17 protein-coding genes are annotated in these 24,873 nt (G+C 35.3%); all 17 read left to right on the top strand.

Going from position 1 to position 24,873, the window contains the following annotated elements; genetic code table 11:
* Positions 1–15 precede the first annotated feature (15 nt).
* On the top strand, positions 16–1,167 hold the full coding sequence (gene wecB / locus CPG45_RS05360; RefSeq protein WP_096230971.1) for a non-hydrolyzing UDP-N-acetylglucosamine 2-epimerase: 1,152 nt from the start codon (positions 16–18) through the stop codon (positions 1,165–1,167).
* A 608-nt stretch (positions 1,168–1,775) separates the two neighbouring features.
* Entirely contained in the window at positions 1,776–2,528 is a 753-nt protein-coding gene (locus CPG45_RS05355; RefSeq protein ID WP_096230970.1) for a YwmB family TATA-box binding protein, read from the top strand.
* Positions 2,529–2,542: 14 nt separating this feature from the next.
* Positions 2,543–3,790, top strand: coding sequence for a UDP-N-acetylglucosamine 1-carboxyvinyltransferase (gene murA, locus CPG45_RS05350; RefSeq protein WP_096230969.1), 1,248 nt, complete (start codon positions 2,543–2,545; stop codon positions 3,788–3,790).
* Positions 3,791–4,018: 228 nt separating this feature from the next.
* Positions 4,019–5,419: a dipeptidase PepV gene (gene pepV, locus CPG45_RS05345; protein WP_096230968.1), complete on the top strand. Its 1,401-nt coding sequence runs from the start codon at positions 4,019–4,021 to the stop codon at positions 5,417–5,419.
* Positions 5,420–5,655: 236 nt separating this feature from the next.
* Positions 5,656–7,353: a PEP/pyruvate-binding domain-containing protein gene (locus tag CPG45_RS05340; protein WP_096230967.1), complete on the top strand. Its 1,698-nt coding sequence runs from the start codon at positions 5,656–5,658 to the stop codon at positions 7,351–7,353.
* A gap of 218 nt (positions 7,354–7,571) precedes the next feature.
* Entirely contained in the window at positions 7,572–9,068 is a 1,497-nt protein-coding gene (gene scpC / locus CPG45_RS05335) for a succinyl-CoA:acetate CoA-transferase ScpC (RefSeq protein ID WP_096230966.1), read from the top strand.
* Positions 9,069–9,093: 25 nt separating this feature from the next.
* Entirely contained in the window at positions 9,094–10,773 is a 1,680-nt protein-coding gene (locus CPG45_RS05330; RefSeq protein WP_096230965.1) for an acyl-CoA mutase large subunit family protein, read from the top strand.
* Between the two features lie 12 nt (positions 10,774–10,785).
* Positions 10,786–11,187 (top strand): coenzyme B12-dependent isobutyryl CoA mutase small subunit, encoded by a 402-nt coding sequence (gene icmB, locus CPG45_RS05325; protein WP_172856487.1) that lies wholly within the window; start codon positions 10,786–10,788, stop codon positions 11,185–11,187.
* A gap of 181 nt (positions 11,188–11,368) precedes the next feature.
* A complete protein-coding gene (meaB, locus tag CPG45_RS05320) occupies positions 11,369–12,313 on the top strand; it encodes a methylmalonyl Co-A mutase-associated GTPase MeaB (protein ID WP_096230963.1) in 945 nt (314 codons plus the stop codon).
* A gap of 2 nt (positions 12,314–12,315) precedes the next feature.
* On the top strand, positions 12,316–12,717 hold the full coding sequence (gene mce / locus CPG45_RS05315) for a methylmalonyl-CoA epimerase (RefSeq protein WP_096230962.1): 402 nt from the start codon (positions 12,316–12,318) through the stop codon (positions 12,715–12,717).
* A 136-nt stretch (positions 12,718–12,853) separates the two neighbouring features.
* On the top strand, positions 12,854–13,078 hold the full coding sequence (locus CPG45_RS05310; protein WP_096230961.1) for a DUF1659 domain-containing protein: 225 nt from the start codon (positions 12,854–12,856) through the stop codon (positions 13,076–13,078).
* A 37-nt stretch (positions 13,079–13,115) separates the two neighbouring features.
* A complete protein-coding gene (locus CPG45_RS05305) occupies positions 13,116–13,334 on the top strand; it encodes a DUF2922 domain-containing protein (RefSeq protein WP_096230960.1) in 219 nt (72 codons plus the stop codon).
* Positions 13,335–13,549: 215 nt separating this feature from the next.
* Positions 13,550–13,693, top strand: a complete 144-nt coding sequence (locus tag CPG45_RS05300) for a YvrJ family protein (protein WP_096230959.1) — start codon at positions 13,550–13,552, stop codon at positions 13,691–13,693.
* 604 nt (positions 13,694–14,297) lie between these two features.
* The gene (locus tag CPG45_RS05295; RefSeq protein ID WP_096230958.1) at positions 14,298–19,547 is read left to right on the top strand and encodes an IPT/TIG domain-containing protein; all 5,250 of its coding nucleotides are present in this window, start codon (positions 14,298–14,300) and stop codon (positions 19,545–19,547) included.
* Positions 19,548–19,585: 38 nt separating this feature from the next.
* Positions 19,586–22,117 carry an S-layer homology domain-containing protein gene (locus CPG45_RS05290; protein ID WP_096230957.1) on the top strand — a complete coding sequence of 844 codons (2,532 nt, stop codon included), beginning with the start codon at positions 19,586–19,588 and terminating at the stop codon, positions 22,115–22,117.
* Between the two features lie 21 nt (positions 22,118–22,138).
* A complete protein-coding gene (locus tag CPG45_RS05285) occupies positions 22,139–23,602 on the top strand; it encodes an S-layer homology domain-containing protein (protein ID WP_096230956.1) in 1,464 nt (487 codons plus the stop codon).
* 103 nt (positions 23,603–23,705) lie between these two features.
* The gene (gene spoIID, locus CPG45_RS05280; RefSeq protein ID WP_096230955.1) at positions 23,706–24,767 is read left to right on the top strand and encodes a stage II sporulation protein D; all 1,062 of its coding nucleotides are present in this window, start codon (positions 23,706–23,708) and stop codon (positions 24,765–24,767) included.
* Positions 24,768–24,873 lie beyond the last annotated feature (106 nt).

The following is a 24,873-nucleotide window of genomic DNA, read 5'->3' as shown; positions in this document are numbered from 1 at the left end:
TAAGGAGCTGAAAACATGCTAAAAGTTATGCCAATATTTGGTACAAGGCCCGAAGCAATAAAGATGGCACCACTTGTAAAAGAATTAGAAAGTGATAATGATATAAACACAATAGTGTGTGTTACAGCTCAGCACCGTGATATGCTTGATCAGGTGCTGAGGCTTTTTAATATAGCACCAGAGTATGACCTTGATATAATGAAGAAAAAGCAGTCTCTATCCGGTATTACATCATCAGTTTTAAAGGGATTAGACGATGTACTTGAAAGGGCAAAACCTGACCTTATTCTCGTTCACGGTGATACGACAACTACATTTGTTGCGGCTTTATCAGCCTTTTATAAAAAGATAAAAGTAGGTCATGTTGAAGCAGGTTTGAGGTCCCATGATAAATGGTTTCCATATCCGGAGGAGATAAATAGAAAGCTTACAGGAGTACTTACTGATTTGCATTTTGCACCGACTGCCACAGCAAAAGCTAATCTTTTAAAAGAAGGCGTAAATGAAAAAGATATTTTCGTGACTGGTAATACAGTTATAGATGCAATGAAGTACACAGTAAAAGATGGATATGTATTTAGGGATAATAAACTTAATGAAATTGATTATTCAAATAGACGTGTAATAGTTGTTACGGCACATAGAAGAGAAAATTGGGGAAAACCAATTGAGGACATATGCAATGCCTTAAGAAAGATTGCCTTTGATTATAAAGATACCTATATAATATATCCGGTTCATAAAAATCCTATTGTAAGAGATACCGTTTTTAGCATCCTCGACGGAATCGATAATGTCCTTCTCTTAGATCCTATTGATACAGATGAGATGCATAATCTTTTAAAAAGATGCTATATGGTTATGACAGATTCTGGCGGATTACAAGAAGAAGTACCCTCATTAGGAAAACCTGTGTTAGTATTGAGAGATGTGACAGAAAGGCCAGAGGCAGTTGATGCTGGTACAGTTAAAATAATTGGAACCGATTTTGATAGAGTATATGATGAAGCAAAGCTACTGCTTACAGACAAAAGCGAATATGATAAAATGGCGAATGCAGTGAATCCATATGGTGATGGAAATGCATCAAAGCGAATTTTAGCGGCAATAAAGTATTCATTTGGTATATCAAAAGATAAACCGGAGGAATATAAAGGTGGGGAATAAAACCCGCCTTTTTAATTTTGCATAAACTAAACCGAGATAATAATTACTTGTGAGCATTGGTATTTATCCTGTGGACGTTAAGCTAAATCATTTTAAACTAATATTGGCCCAAATTAAATGATTGATGATGATATTTTTGAAATCAAATCTATAAACGATTTAAATAGAGTTTTTTTTATCAATTATAGTTATAAAAAGATATATTTTTAAAGAAGGAACATTGTAATTTATGTCAAATACAGTGTAACAGTATTTCTTATGTCATTTTTAGTAATTTATTTGTGAGGCGATTTTATGGATGTATTTGAGACTTTGACAGATGTGTACATTATACTTTCAAATTAAAAAGAAAATTGAAAATGGGAAAACAAACCAGTTGAGATAATTCTCTCAGAAGCAGAGCTGCAGAACATTTTCAGAGTAAGCAGGATTACAGTAATTTATTTTTATTTATTTACTTTTTTATTAATGTTGTGAATAAAATAATTGGATATTGCTAATAATTATAATAGGTCGGGCGGAAGATACGGTGAATTTATTATCCCCCTTGTGAATTTACCGTAGTTTTACTGCCCCCTTTTTATTAAACAAACAATGGAGGAATATGAATGTTTAAAAAACTATCATTAGTCATCATTACTATTATAGTTGTATTCGCTTTATTAAATTCTCAGATGAATGCATTTTCAGCAAAAAATGATGATATTTTGCTTCTTCAAAATAGCTTTACAGAAACCGGCGCACATTATGAATATTCAAATATAAATGCTTGGGCAAAATCAAGCACAAAATTTACTATGATGAATGAAATGGCTAATACTTCGGCAAAGATTATTAAATCAATGGGAATTGATGATAAAAAGGTAAAAGTGTCAAAGCTTAACCAGGAAAATTTTAGGCAATATGATTCAGAATATGATGCAGGAAACAAAAAGGTATCAATTATAATTCAAAGTATTAAAAACGATGCTTCAAGTGAAACATATATATTAATCGATGAATATCTGTTACACAATAATATGAATGTTGCAGACGAGTTGTCGAAGATAAATAAAGCGTATTCAAGTTTAAGTTTAGAACCTAAAATTGCAACATGTTATGTTGGAACATTCCCGGGACAGTTGAATAAGGACAGAATTAGTAGTATAGTAAAAGAAGTAATGGGGAATATGGATGCGGCAAAAGTAGAAGGTTTGAATGATGAGAATTTATTTAGCATTTCTGCTCACACAAATAAAATTAAGGAATATATTGAGTTAGGAAGTGAAAAAATAAATTTGAACATATCATTAAGATACAGCAAGTATGACAATAAAACATATATCTGGGTTGCAACACCTATTATAGCAATAGAATATTAACTTAAGAAGGTGGTATCACGAAGATAATCGTTGAGAAAAGCCCAGCTTTAAAAGGGACAGTTAAAATCAGCGGGGCAAAAAATTCAGTATTACCTATAATTGCTGCATCATTGTTATCATCGGGTGAGGTATTTATTGATGATATTCCAGAATTGGAGGATGTCAATGTTATTATAGAACTTATAAAATACCTTGGTGCAGAATGTACTCTAAAAGACGGAAAACTAAGGATAATGGTTGATATCAAAGATGTTGAGGCACCATATGACCTTGTGAAAAAGATGAGGGCATCATTTCTTGTTATGGGGCCGATTCTTGCTAAACTTGGTCATGCAAGGATATCGATGCCGGGTGGATGTGCAATAGGTACAAGGCCTATAGACTTACATTTAAAGGGATTTCAAACACTTGGAGCAAATATTAATATTGGTCACGGATATGTTGAAGCGACAGCAAAAAAGCTTATTGGGAAAAAAGTTTATCTAGACTTTCCAAGCGTTGGTGCGACGGAAAATATCATGATGGCTGCGGTATTTGCCGATGGCGTGACGGCAATAGAAAACGCAGCTGAAGAACCGGAGATCGTAGACCTTGCGAATTTCCTGAATAAAATGGGTGCCAACATTAAAGGTGCTGGAACAGATACCATAAGAATCGAAGGTGTAAAAGAACTAAAAGGCACAGAACATACAGTAATACCGGATAGAATAGAAGCAGGGACGTATATGGTAGCTGCTGCAATGACAGGTGGAAATGTACTTATAGAAAATGTAATAATCGATCATATTAAGCCTGTTATAGCAAAACTCACAGAGTGTGGTGTTGTTATAACAGAAGAAGCCAATGGAATAAGGGTAAAAGGCAAAAAGAATTATAAGGCGGTTGACATAAAGACATTGCCATATCCAGGTTTTCCAACAGATATGCAGGCACAAATGATGGCTATGATGTCATGTGCAAAAGGAACTAGCGTAATTATAGAAACTGTTTTTGAAAATCGATTTATGCACGTCGATGAATTGAAGAGAATGGGAGCGAATATTAAAATAGAAGGAAGAAGCGCAGTAGTAACAGGCATTGATCATTTATCGGGTGCAGAGGTTAAAGCGACAGACTTGAGAGCTGGCGCAGCATTGGTTTTAGCTGGTCTTGTAGCTGACGGCAAGACAGTTATAAACGATGTTCACCATATTGATAGAGGATATGTAAAGATCGAAGATAGATTGAGTAAATTAGGTGCAATCATATATAGAGAAGAATAAGGTGTGCTTCAAGGTGCACCTTATGTTTTTATATCTACAAAATATGCACAATATAAAAAACATGTCAAGATATAAAAGACATATCATTACAACTTAAAAAATATACATAGATACAAAGTAAACATACTTAATCTAAATCTTTATAGATGGTAACTTCTTGCAAGTCGTTGTTAAAAGAGATTATAATTATTAATAAGAATTATATTAAAAGGTATAGGAGGCTTTTTTATGAAATTAGACCAGCATGTCGAAAGATTAAAAGACGATTTGGTAGAATCTGTAAGAGAAGTAGTAAGGATTAAAAGCACGCAGGGAGATCCAAAACCGGGAATGCCTTATGGAGAAGGTCCAGGAAGAGCACTTGAGACGGCACTTAAGATTGCAGAAAGGCTTGGCTTTAAAACAAAAAACGTTGACGGCTATGTCGGCTATGCTGAATATGGTGAAGGCGATGAACTAGTTGGCGTATTGGGACATCTCGATGTTGTGCCAGAAGGTGATGGTTGGAAGTACCCTCCATATGATGCGGAAATACATGATGGGAAGATATACGGGAGAGGAACAACAGATGATAAAGGACCGATCATTGCAGCATTGTATGGTTTAAAAGCAATTAAAGATGCGGGGCTGAAACTAAATAGGCGTGTTAGAATTTTATTCGGAACGAATGAAGAGACCGGTTCAAATGAAATTGAGTATTATTTAAAACATGAAGAAGCGCCTACAATAGGATTTACGCCAGATGCTAATTATCCAATAATATATGCTGAGAAGGGTATTACGATATTTAATGTTGTAAAAGATTTTAAGGTAAAATCAGGTGACATCGCGATAAAATACATAAGGGGTGGAAATAGGCCAAATATGGTGCCTGATTACTGCGAATGCGGCCTTGTCATAAATGATGAAAACAAAAAGAAAAGTATGATTGATGAAGTTAAAAGATTTCGTGATGTAACGGGGTTTGATTTAAAATGTGAAGAAAAGCAGGATATGCTTGTAATTAAGTCCATAGGTATATCAGCACATGGAAGTCTTCCGCACCTCGGCAAAAACGCTATAATGCAGCTTTTGCTATTCTTAAATGTTATTTATACTGCAGATGACGATGTAAAAGAATATATAGACTTTTTTGCACAAAATGTAGGCTTAGAGACAAACGGAAAGACTTTTGGAGTATATCTAAAAGATGATACAGGTGACCTTTCATTTAATGTTGGTACAATCGATATGAATGAGGAAATGGGCTCGATGGGATTAAATATAAGGTATCCTGTAACATTTAAATATGAGGATTTTATGAATCCGTTTAATGAAAAGATTAAAAAGCATGGCATAAGAGTAGAAAATATGAGGCATCAGCCGCCGCTTTATTTTCCACCTGATCATCCACTGATAGAAACATTATCAAAGGTATATGAGGAAATGACGGGGCAAAAGGCGGAGCTACTTGCAATTGGCGGTGGTACATATGCAAAGGAAATGAAGAACATGGTCGCGTTTGGACCAATTTTTCCAGGAAAGCCGGACCTTGACCACCAAGCGAATGAGTACATTGAGATAGATGACTTAATTCTTAATGCAAAGATTTATGCCCATGCTATATATGAATTAGCAAATAAGATATAATTAAGGGAGCGATAAGATCTATTTTTTATGTGTTATTCTGTGTGCAGTTTAAATTTCTACTATAAGTGTAAAATGTAATTTTCGAAAAATTTAACACTGGCCCATATGAATTATTAGAAAGAATATAAGATTTTAAAGGGACATTTGACGATGTCCTTTTAATTATGCTGCCGGATTATCTTGTTAATAAAATTATTAAATGCTATAATTTTTGGTGAAGTAAAGGCGGTGGTATGATGTCAGATATAATAAAATATCAATTATATGACCCTAAAAAAAATAAAAATAATAAAGAAAGAGTACTCGGTAGTGGATTCATAGGTGGTAAAGCGACAGGATTGTCATTTGCAGAAGATGTGCTTGAAAAATATAAAGACATTTTTAATGGTTTTGTAAAGATACCAGAAAGCATTTTTATTTCAACGGAATATTATGATTCATTTATAAGATATAATAATTTTGATATGATAGATGAGAATTTATCATATGATGAGATCTCATTGATGTTTAGGGAAGCAGAGTTTCCTGATGATATAAAGGCCACATTTATGAAAATACTTGACAAAATGGAATATCCATTAGCTATTCGGTCTTCATCATATTTAGAGGATAATATAAAATACTCCTTTGCAGGTAAATACCATACGACATTTATAGCGAATAAAGGCTCAAAAAGAGAAAGGCTTATAGAGCTTGAAAGAGCGATTAAAGAAGTCTATTTAAGCGTTTTTGGCCCAGATGCTTTAGAATACAGGAAAAAACACGCAAATGATGAGAAAGAGCAAATGGGGGTTATAATACAAAGACTTATCGGCGAGCAAAGGGGTATATATTTCTATCCTGAAATATCCGGTGTAGGGTTTTCGAAAAATTACAGACGGTGGACAGATAGGATAAAAGTAGATGATGGTGTCATAAGGGTAGTTTTTGGCCTTGGCACTAAATGTACTGGCAGAGGATATGCAAGGATATTTTCCCTTACAAATCTCAAGCTTCGCCCTGAAGGAAATAATCCTGAGGAGATAGAGAAGAATTCACAGGAGTCATTTGATGTTTTAAATCTTGTGACAGGTGATGTTGAATCATATAACATAAATGACGTGCCGCAATTTTTGAAATACCATACATGGATTAATGAGATTGTTGAGAAGTATTTACAAGATGATAGGGCTATTAAAGACGTTTTAACGATTGATACTAATGAAAAGAACAGCAAATATATATTTACATTTAAAAATTTCGCTAGGAAAAATAGAAATTTCTTCAATATTATAGAAAAGCTTTTTAATGTATTTGAAAAAGAGATGGGCTTAAGTGTTGATATAGAGTTCACATATAGTCCTAAAAATCAAGAATTTTATCTGCTTCAGGTAAGGCCTCTAAGCTCATATGAAGTTTTTAGAAAGGTCCATATACCTAAAAATATTGAAAAAAACTGTATCTTGCTAAAAGGTGACAGGATGCTGACAAATGGAGTATTAAAGAATATACCTTATATCCTTTACGTTGATCCATATATCTACAGTAGACAACGAGATAAGTTTGCAATCGCAAGGATTGTAGGACGGTTAAATAAGACGATCGGTGACAAATATATACTTATAGGTCCTGGTAGATGGGGTTCATCAAATCCAATTCTCGGTGTTCCCGTAATATACAATGATATATCAAATGCTGCAATGATTGTTGAAATTGGTATAAGCCAAGACAATTATACACCTGAGCTTTCATATGGCACCCATTTCTTTGCTGACCTTGATGCGGAGCATATATTGTATTTGCCAGTTTTTGATGGGTATGAAAATAATGTATTTAATTATGAATGGTTCCGCAAGGGTGTTTTCATTGATACAGGCGTTAAGATATTTGAAGGCCATTTTGATGCATATCTCGATGGGGAAAAAATGTTGGGTTATGTCGTGTCAAATGAATGAAATTAAAATAAATGCAATAAATTTTGATTAATAAAACATAAAAGTATATAATATAAAAGAACTGATAAAACAATAAATATAATGTAAGCCTTATTTATCTACTGTGGCAAAATGGCCTTTTGCTACATAAAGAGATAATGTGCGGCTTAAAGTGGCGATGTATATCCAATCTTTAAGCCGCATTTATTTTTTTAGTAACTAAAATAGGAGGAATTGTAATGGATTATAATGGAAGGCTTAGATGTGATAAAATTAGAAGTAAGATTATGACGGCAGATGAAGCAGCAAAACTTATTAAAGATGGAATGATCATAGGCACCAGCGGTTTTACTCCGTCAGGATATCCCAAGGCTGTTCCATTGGCACTTGCAAAAAGAGCTGAAAAGGAAGACTTTAAAATAACACTTTATACAGGTGCATCTGTCGGTGATGAATTAGATGGCGCATTATCACGGGCCGGTGTGATAAAAAAAAGAATTCCATATCAAACAAATAAAGATATAAGGAATAAAATAAATATCGGTGAAGTTGAGTATAATGATATGCATTTGAGTCATATGGCACAGCAAATGAGATGTGGTTTTCTTGGGAAAATCGATTATGCGATAGTCGAGGCCGTTGCAATAAATGAAGATGGTGGGATAGTGCCATCGACATCTGTAGGAAATTCTCCTACATTTGTAAGGATAGCTGATAAAGTCATTGTTGAATTAAATGTATCACAACCAATAGAGTTAGAAGGCATGCATGATATATATGAAGTTGAGGATCCGCCAAATAGGAAGCCAATACCATTGATAAATGTTGATGGTAGAATAGGCACTACATATATGCCATGTAATCCTGATAAGATTGCCGCAGTTGTCATAACAGATATTAAAGATACAGTGAGGCATCTTGCCCCTGTTGATGAGACATCCAAAAGAATATCGGGTTATCTCATAGATTTTTTAAGCAATGAAGTAAAGCATGGAAGGCTTCCGAAAAATCTTTTACCACTTCAATCAGGTGTCGGCAGTATCGCAAATGCTGTTCTTGATGGACTTATTGATTCACCATTTAGTAACCTCTCATTTTATTCAGAGGTTATACAGGATGCTGTATTTGATTTGATAGATGCTGGCAAGATGGACAAAGTGTCAGGCACATCTATTACACCATCTGAAGAAGGATTAAAAAGGTTTTATAAAAATATTGATAGATACAAAAGCAAAATAATATTGAGGCCGCAGGAGATTAGCAATAATCCAGGTATTGCCAGAAGGCTAGGTGTAATAGCAATAAATACTGCAATAGAAGTTGATATATACGGCAACGTAAATTCTACACATATAATGGGAACAAAGATGATGAATGGCATAGGCGGCTCTGGGGATTTTACACGCAATGGATATATAACTATATTCGCAACACCTTCTGAAGTGAAGAATGGCAATATTTCCTGTATAGTCCCAATGGTATCCCATGTAGATCATACGGAACACGATGTGATGGTAATAGTCACAGAACAAGGCCTAGCAGATTTAAGAGGATTAAGCCCAAAAGAGAGAGCAAAGCTAATAATTGAAAAATGTGTACATCCAGATTATAAGGATGCACTTATGGATTATTATGAAGGAGCAATAAGTAAACTTGGAAGTGTTCAAACGCCGCACATACTAAAAGAGGCCCTATCATGGCATATTAGATATATGGAAAAAGGCAGCATGAAATAATTTTTAATATATTGGAGGTATTTATATGCATAACAAAGAAGAAATAGACAAAATAAAAGCGGAAAAGGAAAATTGGACTAATAATATTGTAAAAAAAGTCACTGCAAAATTTCCTGAAAGAAGGGAGAAATTTACTACATCATCAGGCATTGAAGTAAAAAATATCTATACGCCAGAAGATATTGCTAAAAAAGATTACCTTGATGATCTTAGTTTTCCTGGTGAATATCCGTATACGCGCGGTGTACAGCCAACGATGTACAGAGGAAGATTCTGGACAATGAGGCAGTATGCTGGATTTGGTACAGCTGAAGAGTCTAATGAAAGGTATAAATACCTTTTAGAGCAAGGTCAGACAGGCTTAAGTATTGCATTTGACTTACCGACACAGATTGGCTATGACTCAGATCATCCGATGGCAGAAGGTGAAGTTGGGAAAGTTGGTGTTGCTATAGATTCTTTAAAGGATATGGAGATACTCTTTGATGGAATACCACTTGATAAAGTAAGCACATCTATGACGATTAATGCCCCTGCGGCAATACTTCTTGCAATGTATATAGTTGTTGCAGAAAAGCAAGGTGTGACACCTGACAAATTAAAAGGTACAATACAAAATGATATCTTAAAAGAGTATATCGCCCGCGGTACGTATATTTTCCCGACTGGTCCATCTATGAGGCTCATAACAAATATATTTGAATACTGTTCAAAGAATGTTCCAAAATGGAACACGATAAGCATAAGCGGCTACCATATAAGAGAAGCTGGTGCTACAGCAGTACAGGAAGTCGCATTTACACTGGCAGATGGAATAGCATATGTTGAAGCAGCAATAAAAGCAGGACTTGATGTCGATGAATTTGCACCAAGGCTATCTTTCTTCTTCAATGCTCACAATGATTTATTAGAGGAAGTTGCAAAATTCAGGGCGGCTAGGAGAATGTGGGCTAAGATAATGAAAGAGAGGTTTCATGCAAAAAGTCCAAAGTCATTGATGCTAAGGTTTCACACACAGACGGGAGGATCAACGCTAACAGCACAGCAGCCAGATAACAATATAGTAAGAGTAACGCTTCAGGCATTGGCAGCTGTTCTTGGAGGAACACAGTCGCTCCATACAAATAGCCGTGATGAGGCATTGGCATTACCATCAGAGGATTCTGTAAGGATAGCTTTAAGAACACAGCAGATTATAGCATATGAAAGCGGTGTATGCGATACACCAGATCCACTTGCAGGAAGCTATTTCATCGAATATTTAACAGATCAGATTGAGTCAAAAGCAATGGAATATATAAAAAAGATAGATGAGCTTGGTGGTGCTGCAAAAGCTATTGATAAAGGATTTATACAAAAAGAAATACAGAATAGTGCATATCAGTATCAAAAAGAAGTCGAAAGTGGTGACAGAGTGATTGTAGGGCTTAATAAATTCCAGATCGAAGAACCACCACACAAAGGATTATTAAAAGTTGATCCAAGAGTTGGTGAAATGCAAAAAGAGAAGATAAGAAAGGTTAAAGAATCAAGGGACAATGCAAAAGTTAAGGCGACACTCGATGAATTAAAGAAAGCTGCTCAAGGGGAAGAAAATCTAATGCCAAAGATAATCGATGCAGTAAGAGAATATGCAACACTTGGTGAAATTTGTGACGTATTGCGCTCCGTTTTTGGAGAATATCAACAACATATTATTTTATAAGGAGGACTGAAAATGGATAGACCAATTAGAGTACTTGTAGCAAAACCAGGTCTTGATGGCCATGATAGAGGTGCAAAAGTTATTGCGAGGGCACTAAGAGATGCTGGCATGGAAGTCATATATACGGGTTTGAGGCAGACACCAGAGCAGATAGTCGAAGCCGCCATTCAAGAAGATGTAGACGTATTGGCATTAAGTATATTATCAGGTGCGCACAATACGCTTTTTCCAAAGATAACGAGCCTTCTTAAAGAAAGAAGCGCAGATGATATTCTCGTAATTGGCGGCGGTGTAATACCTGACGAAGATATACCATTCCTTAAATCAAAAGGAATAGCGGAAGTATTTACGCCAGGCACACCTACAACAACAGTAATCGAATTTATAAAAAAGCATGTCAATAAGGCGGTATAGATTTTAGAGTATTCTAAATAACAATATTAAAGTTTATGTAACTTAAGGTTTGGTTTTAAAGCGATTTTTCGTAAACATAATAGGTTTGAATCCTATGTGAGCGGTGGTATTTATCCATAAAGCTTAATTTAAATTAAACTATAATTAGTAATTTAAAATAATACTTAGAAAAGAGGTTAAAATGGGAGATATCGATGTAGAAGGATTAATATTAAAAGGCGATAAAAGAGGTATTGCAAGAGCCATTAGCTGGGCAGAAAATGAAGACAAAAGAGCATATGACCTGATAAAAAAATTGTATTCTCATTCAGGTAAAGCCTATGTTGTAGGTATTACCGGTCCGCCCGGCGTTGGCAAAAGTACACTCACAGATAAACTCGTCAAACACCTTTTAAAAGAAAATAAGCGTATAGGCATAATTGCCGTAGACCCTACAAGCCCATTTACAGGTGGTGCAATACTGGGGGATAGGATAAGAATGCAAGAAATCTCCCTCGAGCCCAATGTCTATATTAGAAGCATGGGTACAAGAGGCCATCTTGGGGGACTTGCAAAAGCGACCCAAGCCTCTAAACATATATTAGACATAGCAGGAATGGACTATATCTTCATTGAGACTGTAGGTGTTGGACAATCTGAAGTTGATATTGTTAAAATGTCTGATACGACTGTTATGGTATTAGCACCTGGTATGGGCGACGATATACAGGCGATAAAGGCGGGTATTATGGAAATAGGTGAAATATTCGCAGTTAATAAAGCTGATAGAGATGGAGCGGATAGGACAGTTGTTGAGCTTAATATGACATTAGATCTTGATGAAAAATCCCAATGGAGACCACCAGTATTAAAAGTTATTGCACAGGAGGACATAGGTTGTGATGTTCTTCTTGAAAAGATAAAGGAGCACAGAAGATATTTAGAAGATAGCGGAGCATTAAAGTTGAGGAGACTTAAAAACTTAAAAGGGGAAATAATCGAGATTTTGACAAACAAGCTATTGTCTATAGTCAGCGAGAAAATAAATACAGATGAATTTAATCGAGAACTTAATAAAATTCTTGATAGAACAGTAGATCCATTTACCGTAGCCGAAAAATTATATAAAGATTTATTGGAGGAATAAAAATGATAAATAGAATAGATCATATTGGAATAGCAGTAAAAAGCATTGATGAAATGATTGATTTATATGAAAATACTTTAGGATTAAAAATAAAAGGTAGTGAAGTTATAGAAGAGCAGAAAGTTAAGACGGCTTTTATACCCGTTGGTGATAGCGAAATAGAGCTGCTTGAAGCGACATCACCGGATAGCGCAATAGCCAAATTCATTGAGAAAAAGGGCGAAGGAATACAGCATATAGCGGTAAGAGTTGATGATATTGAAAAAATCCTAGCAGATTTAAAAGTAAAGGGTGTAAGACTTATTGATGAGGTGCCGAGGTATGGTGCAGGCGGTGCAAGGATTGCCTTTGTACATCCTAAATGTACCCACGGCGTATTATTAGAACTGTGCCAAAGGGATTAGAAAAATGTAAGCTTATATAAAATTTGGTAATGCATAATAATACCAAAATAGGTACTATTATGCTATTTTTTTTATGGGTAAGATTTTTAAGTTTCTTATATATTATAAGTGTAATAAATAAAAAGGAGGTGTTAGGATGGCGGTTATATCAACACCAAAGGGCTCAAGGCTTCAGATAGCCTACATTACAGGTAAAGACGAAAGAGGTCTTGATGTCGTGAGTGCAAGAACATACAATAACATCAAAAGTGCCGCTGTTGACCAAGATGTAATGGATGTTGCAGCGATACTAAGCGGACTTCAATCAAATCCAGTTAAATCAGTAACCCGCATAAATCAAGTTGACTTAACACAAGCGTAAAGATATCCGTAAATTTTAATGAAAGGAGGTAATGCACATGGCAGTACAGCTTCAAATGAATTTTAAGAATAAAATAGGCAAGAATTTCAGAATTAATGTTGATAATGCGCTTGATACTCTTACAGATGATCAAGTGAAAAGTGCTATGCAGTCGATTCTCACAAAGAACATCTTTGATACAAGCGGCGGCGAGCTCGTTGAGATTGTGGGAGCAAATCTCGTATCGACAACAGAAAAAGAATTTGCAGTGAAATAAAATAGCGGGGTTATCCCCGCTATTTTGCACATGATGCGACTAAATGTCAACTTATCTTACGAGTATTTCTAATTAATATACTTAGGTTTACTCATTATCGTTTTACTTATCGGACATAATGATGATGCTTTTCAATATGTTTGCTTATGGTAACGTATCTAGTTGTGATGCTAAAGTTTTATGTTACGCATATAAAGAAGAGAGGAGGAACAAAAATGAATGAGGTATTTGCAGGCATAGCAAACCTTGGCTTTCCTATCGTAGTAAGTATATACTTGCTTGTTAGGGTTGAAGGCAAGCTTGATAGCTTGACAAATTCCATAAATGAGCTTGCCAAAGCAATAGCCAAAAAAGATTAAGCATCATGTTGTACTTATTTACGCAATAAAAACTTCCTTTTATTGATTTATTTCTTTTATATTTTATTCTTAAAAAATTATTTTATCTTAAGCGAAAGTTTTTCATTGCAATTTCGACATATATGATGATTGGAAATGCATTAAAAAAGCGAATTTTAAAATTTTATGTAGAAAAAAATTTAAAAATAATTGTAAATAGGACTAAAGTCCTATTTATTTTGAAAAATAATTGTATTATAATAAAAATTGTAAGAATGATTCCCCTTTTCCCCATAATTTAATTTATATTCTGCACCCCCAACCCAATTTGGTGTGCTGCTTTAAAAGCAGCGTTTTTTTTTTTGCTCATTTTGCTCAAGTTTAAGTAATGTTTTGTCGATATCAATAATGTAGAAGAATATCAAAATGTTTCATGTAGAACAAAATTGAATATATGGAAGAGTAAGACATTTAGTACGGTATAAAACTGAAATATTTTATAGATTTTAGTCATTAGTCTGAAATGTGCGGATGCAGTATAAAGCTAAACCTAAGATAAATAAACTTTTGAAATTTTATCCAGCATTATTGAGCTACTAAATATAAAAAACAAGGAGTGTACGAATTGAAAAGAATTTTGTCATTATTGCTGATTTTTGTCTTTATAGTGTCGTTTTTCCCGGGAAATATGTCAAAAGCATTTGCTGCAAATCCCCCTAATATTACATCTGTAAAATCATTAAGGTATGATGGCACAATGGCATCGCCGGCAAAAGGACCATATGATAGTGCTACAGACATAAAAATAGAAGGTAGTGGCTTTATGACCTTTGATAATGCAAATAACGTTGTTTCCCAGATTGACGCAGTTTATATTGATACAAAAACAGATAAAACAAAGCTTGAAATATTAAGCGTCAATGAAAACACGATATATGCGAAAGTACCTTCTTTATCTAATACGGGATTGATGTTAGATAAGCCATATATGATTATTGTCCAAAGAAACGATGGGCAAAGTGCTGCATTGCCAAATGGCTTTACATATTTGAATAATCCCAACATATCAAGTGCTGCACTTGATAACTACATAACACTTATAAAAGATAGCAATGGCAAAGTTGTAGACAGAAAAACACAGTCATATATAAGAATAGAAGGAAGCTATTTAAATGATATTGTTAATGCAAATATAAATGGTGAAATTGCTGATGTTGTCTCTCAAAGTGGATCTTTACTCATTACAAATATACCTTCAAACATAAGAATAGATCCAAATACTAACTATAATATTTTTGTAACAAATATTTACAATGGAAGGTCTGCATCAATCCCACCTATAAAATTATCAGCGGTAAGTCATGATATAACAAGTTTGTCTAAATATCAAGTAGTTGTTGGTGACACGATAACAATTTACGGTCACGGCTTTTCATCACTTGGCACAAATAAAAGAATTTATATAGGTTCAAATCTCGTAAATAGCAGCGATATAACAATAAATAATGATGGCACGGAGATGACTGTAAAAGTACCGGCACCAAAGGATACGACATTAGAATATCAGAATATTGATATCGTAGCAGAGAATGGTTCAACGGCAACGGTAGTTAATGCTTTAAAAATTATTCCTACGCCATCTGCTATTACGATCGACAATATTACACCAAATGCGGGCTCAATGACAGGCGGAACTAAAGTAATGATAGTAGGTGACAACCTAAGAGAGGACCTTGTAGTTAAGTTTGGAGGCATTCAAGGGAAAGATGTTAAAATGGTCAACCTTACAGGACTTTCTAGCAACAAAAAGGCCATAGAAGTTACGACACCACCATACAGCAAATCAGGCCCTGTCAATGTTGACATTGTTGACCCTGTGACGGGATATACAGTAACTAAAGAAAACGGCTATTTCTACCTCGCTGTCGAAGATACCCTTGTTGCAATAGATATGAATCCATACAGCGGATATGAAAATGGAAATACAGATGTAACAATATGGGGTTATAATTTTCAAAAAAAGGACGATCCATCATCATATACAAATAACCCTGATAAAACCGAGATAACCTACAGTAACGATAATTTTACATATATAGATCCTGTGACAGGTCAAAATATGACGGGAACTAGGGAGAGGAAGCTTTATGTAACATTTGGTGGCAATAAAGCTATAATTGAAGGTATTACTGTACCATCTGAGGGACAGGAATCTCTGAGGGTTTTATCACCAAGCATTACGCTTAATCCTCCTGGACAACCAATGCCTGTTGATGTAATTGTGACTGTTGAAACGACTATAAAAGATTTAAATGGAAATGTCGTTATGAAGTATTCTGAGCAAAGTTCACCATTAAAGAAGTTTACATACAATCCATTGCCGTCAAATCCAGTTATTTTAAGTATATCGCCAGATAGCGGCAGTAGAGCTGGTGGTGATACAGTTACTATCCAAGGATTTGATATAAGACCTGGTGTAAATGTCTTTTTTGGAGATAAATTAGCTACAATAAAGGACTTAACAATAGATGCTAACAATAGATCAATATTGACCGTTACAACACCAAAGAGCGATATATTAGGATATGTTGATGTAAAGATTGTAAATAAAGATGCTGATCAGAACCGTGGATTTACAACAAAGGCAAATGGATATTATTTTTACACAGCACCAACGATAACAGATGTTTTTACAAATTTTGGCTCAAAGTACGGAGGTAATCTTATTACGATAACAGGGACGGATTTTTATGTAGGCGAGACAGTACAAGATGGTGTCTATTCGCCCAAATACCCTGATGTAACTATAGGAAATATTAAGTTAAATATCATAAGTGTAGAAGATAACAGTGGAAATATTATAGATGGAAAGAAGCTCAATATTGGCACGAAAATAAAAGCAATTGTACCAGTTACAAATGATCCGTATCCTGTAGGTTGGCAGGACATGACTATATTAAATTACGATGGAAAAGATGGGACAGCTGGTGGAAGCACGACATTAAAAAATGCATTTGAAATAAAGGATACTCATAAAACACCGACTATTATTTCGGTCGATCCGAACAAGGGTCCAACAAAAGGCGGCACCCAGATAAAGATAACGGGAAGTAATTTTGAAAATGGCAGCATTGTTACAATTGACGGCGTACAGGCAAAAGTTACAAATGTTATGTCAGGCAATACTGTCATAAACGCTGTAACACCGCCGGGGACATTGGGAAAGAAGATTGTTCAGGTCGTAAATCCATCTGATGGCGGTACAGCTTCATTAACAGATGGTTTCGAGTACCTCCTTATCGAAACAAAACCACAGATAACGAAAGTTTCCCCTAACTACGGTGGCAAAGGGACACTTGTATATATCTTTGGAAGTGATTTTTCAAGGAAGATAGGTGACAGTGAGGGCGCAAAAGTGTACCTTGGTGACACTGTAATGGAAAATATATATGTTGTCGATGAAAATACGATAACAGCGGTTGTACCAGATATGCAATATGCTGGCCTATACGATATAAAAGTTGTAAATCCTGATACAGCTGTAGCATTATCGCCTCAGAAATTCCACTTCCTTGTGCCAGAATCGAATCCAATTGTTACATCAGTATACCCCGACCACGGCACTGTAAATGGTGGGACGGCCTTAACTATAAATGGCAATGACTTTAGAAGAGGTGCTGAAGTATATATAGGTGGAAAACTTGCCACGAATATCAATATAAGTTCAGATGGAAAGACCATAACTGCTATGACGCCGCCTGGTAACCCAGGAAAAGCATATGTTACAGTAATAAATTATGATGGTGGTAACTACACATATGGTTTGCATGATGGGGAAAGCGGGTTTACATATGTAGTGCCAAACAGCACACCTGTTATAACGAAGATAGACCCAAATAAAGGTTCCACATATGGTGGAGACATGGTTACTATAACGGGTCAGGATTTTAGGATATCAAAGAATGAAAATGGAGAAATATTAAAGGACAGCGATGGGAACCCCATAGGGCCCGAAGTATACTTTGGCAATGTCAAAGCACCAAAGGTCATATATGTTGATTATGGGACATTGAAGGTTGTGACACCGCCAAATGCACCAGGTCCTGTCAGAGTTTCTGTTGTAAACTATGACTCGGGTATTGGGTACATTGACAATGGCTATACATATGTTCAGTCAAAGCCTGTTATAAATAGCATTACACCGCCTAAGTCAAATGTAAATGGTACAACACATGTCATAGTTTTAGGCTCAGATTTTGCGATGCCACTATATGATGGCGATAAATTATTAAGGGCTGGTGCAGCAGTCTATATAGATGATAAAGAAGTAACAGATGTTACTGTGGTAGATAGCGGTGAAATAAAATTTATCGCGCCAATACAAGGCGACATAGGCAAAAAGACATTGAAGATCGTAAACCCTGATGGTGGGGTTGCGACAGCTGATATTGAATATGTTTCACCTGTATCAAATCCTGTAATATACGAAGTCGATCCGCCAAAAGGAAGTATAGACGGGGGAACAACAGTAACGATTTACGGCAATGACTTCAGGGATAAGGTAGAGGTGTATTTTGAAGGCATTGAAGCGACGGTCGTATCAAATACCGCCAATGCTATTGTTGTCAAAACACCTGCTGGGGATCCAAAAGAATTAAATATACCTATAGCTGTTACAGTTTATAATGTTGATGATGGTGCGAGTTCGACATTAGAAGGAGCTTTCACATATGTTAAGACAGGAACAAACCCAAAGATTACATCAGTCACTCCTAATACAGGTTCGACTAGAGGCGGAGAAACTGTCACTATAAAGGGAGATAATTTTAAAACAGGTTTAGCAGTATACTTTGGGGATACAAAAGCGCCAAATGCATATGTGCAAGACTACAAGACGATTATTGTTACGACACCACAGCATCAAGAAGGTAAAGTAGATGTAAGAGTCTTAAATCCTGACTTCTCGGATGCGGTCATGGCTGGAGGATTTACATTCGTCCAGACTGTACCTGAGAACCCAACGGGATTTTGGGCGGACGGCATATCAGGCAATGACCACACGATATACTTACACTGGACAAAGGTTAATGGTGCTAAATTATACGAGATATATGGTAAGAAAAGTAGTGATGATAATTACTCATTTATAGCCTCAACAGATAAGCTTGAATATTATGTTGATGGGTTAAGTCCAAATACAACATATAACTTTGAATTAAGGCCGATAAATGACCTTGGTAATAGCGGATATGCATATGACTCCGCAACAACAGATACATCATCGAATTCAAAATACGATACAGGTGTACCAGATGTCAATAATGATACATCGATAAATTTATCTGGTAATACCGCAATTGTCACACTTGGCAAAGATGCTTTAGATAATTACATTATAGATTTAACTGGATATAAATATAGCAATGTAAATAAATGGATTATTAATGTACCGAATTATTTTAAAAATGATTATACAAAGATTACATTGAGGACAAAAGAATTCGGCATGGAATTTACACCGGATGATTTGAACTTGTCATCAGATTATGACAGAATAACAATAGAAAGGCTTGGCGATAAAGCCATCGATGATTTAAATAAGAAATTACCAAAATATCAAAGTATTGTATCAGATATATATGATATTAAGTACGATGAAATTAATGACGACAAAATATCGGCTATAAATTATTTTAAAAAGAATATAAAAATTACTATGAATTATTATAACAACAGGTTTGAAAATTATGGTATAGTATCAATAAGAAACTTTGACGCTGGAATGATATATAACCCTTACATGGATACAGCGCTTCATTATGTTTCTGTGGATATAAACTACCCCGGTAGATATGCTCTTGTGAATACTAAGTAATATATATTTCTTTGCGTAATACGGGAGAGGAATGTAAAATGAAAAAACTTGTATCGATTATAATTACATTGATTTTAATTTTAAATATCGCTTATGGAGCGCAGGCTGGTATTCCAACATATCAAGGTACCAGCAGTGCCAATGCTACATATATAAACATGTCATACACGGATATCGATAAAAGTTTCGCAAAGCAGGATATTATGAGGATGACAGCATTGTCTGTTATTCGCGGCGGCGGCGACAGGAAATACTATCCTGCTAATAATGTTAAAAGGGAAGAAGCCCTTGCAATGATACTAAGGCTTATGGGCAGAGAAGGTGATATCCAAAAGGCTATTCCGACAGGCAATGGAAATCCTGGTCAAATAGCGGGCCAAGCTAATAACAATCCGCCAACATATATAGGCACAGGCACCAGCCAAATGGTGGACAGTTGGGCACAAGGTGTTATATCTGTTGCAACAAAGACTGGACTTATATCAAAGCAGGAGACATCACTCAATTTTACACAAAATGCGACAAGACAAGAAATTGCGAATTGGATTGCGAAAGGCATAAACTTGACACCTGTATATGGCAAGGATACACAGTTTGTCTATTCATACAAAGACAGTGACTTATTTGATAGTGGCAATATTCCATATATAGAGGCAACGATTGAGTCAGGTATAATGTCGGGTTACAATAATGGGAAATTCGGACCAAATGACAGTATCACAAGGGAACAGATGGCATCAGTATTAAGTAGAGCATTTAACAAAGCATATGCTATGATGGGATATACAAAAGGTGAAGGTTATATTGAGAATATAATAAAAGACAATGTAGGTGGTGGCACGAGAATTACATATATATTGAGGAACGGTAATGGACAGAGTGAAAACCTTGTTTCAGAGGATTCTTCATATGGTAAGTACGACTTTACAACACTAAAAAGCGGCATACAAGGGTTATCTGGTGCATTAACAATAGGTGACAATATAACATACTATTTAAATGGAAGTAATGTAGTTTTTGCTGAAACTAATTCAAGCCAATTAAGCATTATTAGCGGTACAATCGACAGCATATCTGGAAATACTTTTAGGCTTATTACAGATACTGGTAGTAGTTATGTGATAAATTATAATGCAAATACTACGGTTACTATGAATTCTGTAGAAGCATCTATAAACGACTTAAAATACGGCGAGTTTGCAACAGTTACAATGTACGGCAATGTTGCAACAAAAATAGATGTTGAATATACAGATTACAGCAAAGATGGGCAAGTTGAAACTGGTGATAGGCAAGACAGTGGAAGAATAGTTTCTGCTGATCTTAATGGTAATAGTGTAAATGTGACACTTGATAATGGCAAGGCATATACATTAAGCAGTGACATGCCAATAAATGGGGCAGGAGATACCCGAAGTGCTGATAGCTTAAAAGTTGGGGAGTATATAAAGCTGTATTTTAGCGATATAAAATCTAATACACCTGATAAAGTATTTGTAGAAGATGATTATAATAAATCAATCGATGTTATAAGAGGGGATATCGCAGGTGTATCAGGATTTAATCCAAAGATATTACTAAAAAATGTTGAAAGATATAAGCAAGGACAATGGGTGAGTCTCACTAATTACAATAAATACGGATTAGATGGCGCAACAATATATTATGATGGAGGAAAAATAACTAAGGATGATATAAATCAATATAAGGGGGCAAAAGCATATATTTCACTTGAAAATCATTATGGTAATGATACAGCATCTGTAGTAAGTATTCAAAGCGGATTCAATATGAGCTATGAAGGAAATATTGATTATAACAATGGAACAATGTCGATTATGCTTAATGATGGAAGAAAAGTAGGCATAAATGATGGGACGATTATTTTAAAAGATGGTCTTAAAGTTCCACCCGATATACTTGCAAGTGTCAAACAGGCATATATTTCCTTCTCAAGGAATGGCAATGCAAACTTTATATCAATATTAGACTCACAGGAATCACCTGAATACTATTATGCAAAAGCAATGATAAAAAGTGTTACAGCGGATTCTTTAACAATTGGCGATACATATTATTATGGATACTACAATGTATACGGGTATAAAACAATTAAAAATAACGAGTGGTCATTAAATAGTGGCGATGAAACATTCTTTATAGGTGGTACCACATACATTGTAGACAATACTGGAGATAATCCAGTACAAGTGCAATATGATGAATTTTTGAAACAGAAATACGGCATAAAAGATTATTATTCAGTATATGTCGTTGCAAATGGTAAAAATGCAATTGCGATTAATATAAGGCCATTAAGTGAATCAGATAGGGTTAGTGAGGCTGTTATTAATAGTATAAATGGTAACATGATAAGCATAGATAATGTCAAAGATTGGAACGGCTTAAATGACAAATGGGACCTAAATACTTCAATAGACACAATTGATGCAACTAAAGCCGTTATTGTTAAAAACAATAGAAGGATAACAATAGATGACCTAAGAAATGGTGACAATCTCTATATAATTAGGGACGGTGTAAATGGGATTATTATAGCTGTAAAGTAGTTTGCGAAGGGGAGAAACCAAATGAAGAAGACCTTAATTATTTTTGTAATATTAGTAACAATGTTTGTGCCTGTATATGTTTTTGCAAATGATGCTGGATATGAAGGCGGCATAGCAAATGAGAGTGATTATAAGGAAGTAGTTTTTTTAACTGGTAAGCCTATCGTATTTAAGGGTAAGATGACACCATCGCAATCGAGCAGGTCTGGCACTACAACTACTACATATAGGTATCAGCTGTCATCTGATGATGGTGGCAAGCTAACAAGGACATTAACATTTAAAACCATTGAGACACCAAAAGATGAGTACAACCAAGTTCAATCAACTACAACACTTGAGAGGTATTCTGAAACTATTACAGAAGGTAAAAATATATATAAACTTACATCATATGTTTTTAACGGCTCTGATATAAAGTCATTAAATCCTGGTGTAAACTACTTAGCAGGAAATTTTGCCGGTAGGAAGGTGTATAGTTTAAATAACAATAAAGGTACGATTACAGTTGAAATAACCGATAAGACAGTTGGATTCGACCACAATTATGGAAATGTCAAGACACAGAAAATAAGCTATCTTATAACAGGCAATACAAAGGTCAATGGAAATGATTCAACATGGAGCGGAAATGCAGATGTTTATGTATCCTTTACTGTAAACTCCGACCTAAAGTATATTTTGAATGACCCAAATTATATCAGCTTTAGAGGTGGATATCTTTTAAGCAAATCTGGTGAAGATATACTAAAATATTCATATGACCTACCAAAACTAGATGATAATGGAGCCGAAATAGGGAGAAATACAGGTTCTGATAGCACAAGCCTCAATGAGGTACCAAAAGAAAATAGGCTTGTTGTGCCAGATGTCAATGATATAAATGGTACATGGGGTCATGATGATATACTAAAACTAATGAGCATGGAGATATTTCCCAATACATCTAAATATTTCGGCCCAAAACTACCTATATTGAGATCTGATTTTACAGTAGCAGTCGCAAAAGCTATTAATTTAGAACCATATACTATACCAAACACGTCTGGATATTCAAGGAGTAAAGTTAAGGAAGTATCGCCATTTATAGATGTTCAAACAAGTGACGAAGATTATGGATATATAAAGGCAGCCAGCATGGCTGGATTAATATCTGGTACAGCTCCAAACCAATTCAGCCCAAATAAAATACTTACAAGGGCTGAAGCGGCAGTCATTTTTATAAGAGCTCTTGGATTAACAAATCTTGCACCAAAAGGGTATTTTAGCACGGGTTTTAATGATGACTATGCTATTCCGGCATGGGCAAAAAGGGACGTATATGTAGCACACGAGATTGGGCTTTTAGAAGGAGACGCAAATGGGGATTTTAATCCAAATGGCTCACTTACTCGTGAGGAGGCGGCATCTATGATATCCCGTATGATAGATTTTATGATGAAGGACCTCACAGTTGATTATGTAGAGAAGATACTTAATTATTAAAGACATATTAATATATCCCGTTACATATACTTTAATAACTGATAATTTAAGGGGACGAACTATTTTATTTAATGTCTCTAACTAATAACCGCAGGAGGATAAAATGAAGTATATATTGTACGGGGTGATAATAATATTTTTTGCCACAATCATAGTACCTGCAATAATCGTTATGGGATTTGGCCCTATACGCAGCAACACGATACCACATAGCGGCGCTAAGCTCGTTCAGGATGGAAAGGTAGTTGATGTAAAAACACCTGATGATTATAATACAATTAATGTCTTTATCACAGACCAAAATAAAGCCGTCAAGATGAACCTTGAGGATTATCTTGTCGGAGTTGTGGCGGCTGAAATGCCAGCAGAATTTGAATTAGAAGCATTAAAGGCACAAGCTATTGCTGCAAGGACATACGCATTATCAAAAGAGGTAGCTGCAGGTGGTAAAGGCTGCGACATCCATCCGGGCAGCGACATCTGTACTGACTATAAACATTGTCAGGCATGGATATCAGATGATGTGATGAAGGCAAGATGGGGAGATAAATATAGTGAATATCATGATAAGATAGTAAAATCCGTCAATGACACAAAGGGTCTTGTAATAGTATATCAGGATGCCTTGATAGAACCTGCCTACCATGCTATAAGCGGCGGTGAAACAGAGGATGCAAAAAATATCTGGAAGGAGAACCTTCCATATTTAAAGAGCGTAGCATCACCAGGTGAAGAATCGGCCCAGAAATTTAAGACGACTGTCACATTATCATCTGACGAATTCGTAAAGCGAATTAAAAGCAAGGCACCAAATGCAGTTATAAGCACAAAAAATCCATTAAGCTATATAAAAAACATAAATAGGACACAAGCAGGACATGTGCTATCATTAAAAATAGGTGGGATCGATTTTACCGGGAATGACATTCAAGATTTATTTCAGCTTAACTCAACAAATTTTGCATTTCAAATGCAAGGAAATAACGTAGTAATAAATGTAATAGGCTATGGCCATGGGGTTGGAATGAGCCAGTATGGTGCAAATGCCATGGCTAAAAGCGGCAAAAATTTTGAAGATATACTTAAGCATTATTACACAGGTATTGAAATAATGAAATTTGATGACCTTGTTAAGAAGACGAATTCTAATACAACGGGTAAATAAATATAAAGGCTTTAATAGCCTTTTTTTTGTTAATAGAACCTTGCAAATGGCTTCCTTTGGTATAAATTAATTTATATTGGTTAAAATACCAGAAGGAGGTGAATTT

It is taken from the genome of Thermoanaerobacterium sp. RBIITD, assembly GCF_900205865.1.
In the GTDB taxonomy this organism is placed as follows: domain Bacteria; phylum Bacillota; class Thermoanaerobacteria; order Thermoanaerobacterales; family Thermoanaerobacteraceae; genus Thermoanaerobacterium.
This window is presented reverse-complemented; position numbering and strand designations above follow the sequence as displayed.